Raw genomic sequence first — 2581 nt, 5'->3', positions numbered from 1 at the left:
CGCTCAAGCCCTGGCAGCACCAGTCCTGGATCTTCATCACCGACCCCGCCTTCCGCCCCAAGGCCGAGCGGGTGCTGGATCTGTACGCGTCGACAACGGCTCCTCCCACCGCGGCAAGAAGGCCGCCGACCGACTGTCGGCCGCGTTCCCGAACGCGGTCCTGGTCCACACCCCCGTGCACGCCTCCTGGTTGAACCAGGTGGAGATCTACTTCTCCGTCGTGCTGCGCAAGGTCGTCTCACCCAACGACTTCACCGACCTCAACGAGGTCGAGAACCGGCTCCGAGCCTTCGAAGACCGCTACAACGCCACGGCACAGCCGTTCCAGTGGAAGTTCACCACCTCCGACCTGGACGATCTACTGGCCAGACTCGACCGGCACACCGCCGATCACCCAGAAGAATCCTCCGCCACACCGGAAACATGATCAACCCCCGAAGGACTTACGACGCAGACCACTTAGGACACGCAATACGCCCGCCGTGCTCGCCGCTGTCCGCGACTTGATCCGTGGCGCCCTCAAGCTCGCCGGGTACGTCAACACCGCCGCCGGACGCCGAGTCCACAGCGAACGCCACCGCGTCCTCGCCCTCTACGGCATCACATGATCAACCGGACATCCGCGACAAACGCCGGGGCCCTGGCAGCACCACAGCCGCCCATACCACCAACTAGCTTTCAACCAAATGATCACAACAGCACAACAGCGGAGATACCCCCGAACACCACTGCAATCAAAACCAGCAGATCGGCTAGCGGGTTGATCACAAGCCTGCGGTTCACTTCATCAGAGCTTCCCTGGCCCCCCTTTGCCTGGTCGAAGTAATCACGCACGGTTGCCGCCGCCCGGTCCGTGGTCCCGAACAGCATATCGATCAGCGAACCGGCAAACCCAACAGCAAAAACGCCTTCCTCATCAGGATCGGCCGATTTGGGAATGACAACGAGAGCACCACGCCTGACATCCACCTTGCGCACCGCACATTTTGGAAAATCGTAGCTGTAAAGGGGATTCACGATGACCACTCGACCCCCCTGAAGATGAATCCGTGAATGCATGATTCGGCAAATCACAGCACCGCCCAGACAGATAATCGAAACAGCTGGAAGTGCCTCAGTGTTGCCGCCCACAATTGCCTGCCGGGCTGGGATTTCCGCACCAACGAGCGCAGAGAGGAAAGCAACGGGACCTATAAGCAGGAAAGAGCGGCGACTGAGTACCCCCTTTGCTCGAAGCCTGAATTGCAGTATGTAGAAATTCGACGTCAGCACGACCCCACAGCCTTTCCTGTGCTGTAATTCCCTGCACCGCAGAAGCCGAAGTTGAATGCAGTGTTCGTGGCAGCGTTACTTCGAGTCGCTGCCCAGTCGACCGCTCTTGTGTATCCATGGATGACGACACGGCCGTCGGGCGACCGATATGTCGTCTTGATTATTCGGCGTGAGCTCGATCGAGCGATTGCGCCGCCCCACAATGCCTCTTCCTTCGTTGCTCCACCCCACCGGGCAAACTTGAACGCCGACACTCCACCGAAGAGAGCCCAGCCCGAGTTCTTTGCCAGGTTGGCGTACTCCCAGCTCCCTGTCCTTTCACCGTCGATCCCAAATGTTGTCAGAGCAGCAGCCACTCCAGCCCCGACACAGACTCCTGCGGAAGCCACGACGCAGGTGATGAACCCTGCGGTCGGCAGGACCCGATTTTTCCACCCATCCCAAGTGCCGAAAGTGTCTTTTGCCCAACCTGCGGTCGCATGCGCGGCATGCCACCACCATCCGTGGTCGGCATTTCGGTTCTTCTTCTTGTGCACGGGCGTGATGCCACCACTGTTGCTCTTGTGCGCTGTCCCGCTGTGCGCCGTCGCCCCGCTGTTGCTATAGGTCGTGCCGCACGGGTCTTTCAGCATGTAGTAGCAGCGGCTGCCTCCGTTGACACCGCCGCACGGGTCTTTCAGCATGTAGTAGCAGCCGCTGCCTCCGTTGACACCGCCACCACTGGCCTCGATCTCCTTCTGCTGGTGTTCAAGGGTGGCAACCGTTCCTCCCGAGGCCCCAGTTCCGGGGTCGTAGTACATGAGCCCGGTGGGATCGCTGCCGGTGACGGGATTGTCGGCCGCGTAAGTGTAGCCACTGAGTTGTTGCGGGCTGGTGGCTTCGAAGAGTGGGTCGAGGCTGGTGAATCTGCCGGTGGTGGGGTCGTATTCGCGGGCGCCGATGTTGGTGAGGCCGGTGGTGGTGTCGGTGGTTTTGTTCAGGAAGGTGCGGTTGTCGGGCCAGTTGGTGGTGGTGCCGCGGGGGTTGCCGTAGGGGTCGAACTGGCGCCAGGTGGGGGTTTGGGCGGTGGAGTCGAGGTAGAGGGTGTTGGTGCCGTGCTGGTCGGCGTCGAGTTCGAAGCCGTAGTGGGTGCTGGCGCCGGTGCGGACGATGGTGGCCCCGCCGGGGGCAGTGTAGTAGCGGATGCCGGTGGTGGTGCCGGCGGAGTCGACGGTGATCTGCTCGCTGCCGAGGTAGAGGGTGGTGCTGCTGGGGTCCTTCTGCAGGAGCAGGTTGCCGTCGGCGTCGTAGATGTAGCCGGTGGAGGTGC

General features: G+C 61.7%; 2 protein-coding genes and 2 pseudogenes. 2 read left to right on the top strand and 2 right to left on the bottom strand.

Annotated features, from left to right (window positions below; translation table 11 throughout):
- A pseudogene (locus H8R17_RS45090) lies at positions 1-427 on the top strand (hypothetical protein); the annotation flags it as partial.
- A 31-nt stretch (positions 428-458) separates the two neighbouring features.
- Positions 459-608 (top strand): annotated as a pseudogene (locus tag H8R17_RS45085) (ISAs1 family transposase); the annotation flags it as partial.
- An 82-nt stretch (positions 609-690) separates the two neighbouring features.
- Here H8R17_RS45085 and H8R17_RS45080 read toward each other — a convergent pair.
- Both H8R17_RS45080 and H8R17_RS45075 read right to left on the bottom strand, forming a co-directional pair.
- Positions 691-1272, bottom strand: a complete 582-nt coding sequence (locus H8R17_RS45080) for a hypothetical protein (protein WP_187828934.1) — start codon at positions 1270-1272, stop codon at positions 691-693.
- A partial coding sequence (locus tag H8R17_RS45075; RefSeq protein WP_316959751.1) for an RHS repeat-associated core domain-containing protein occupies positions 1266-2581 on the bottom strand: 1316 nt, incomplete at its 5' end. The genes H8R17_RS45075 and H8R17_RS45080, both read right to left, overlap by 7 nt.

The organism is Streptomyces sp. TRM68367 (assembly GCF_014495685.1).
Lineage (GTDB): Bacteria > Actinomycetota > Actinomycetes > Streptomycetales > Streptomycetaceae > Streptomyces.
This window is presented reverse-complemented; position numbering and strand designations above follow the sequence as displayed.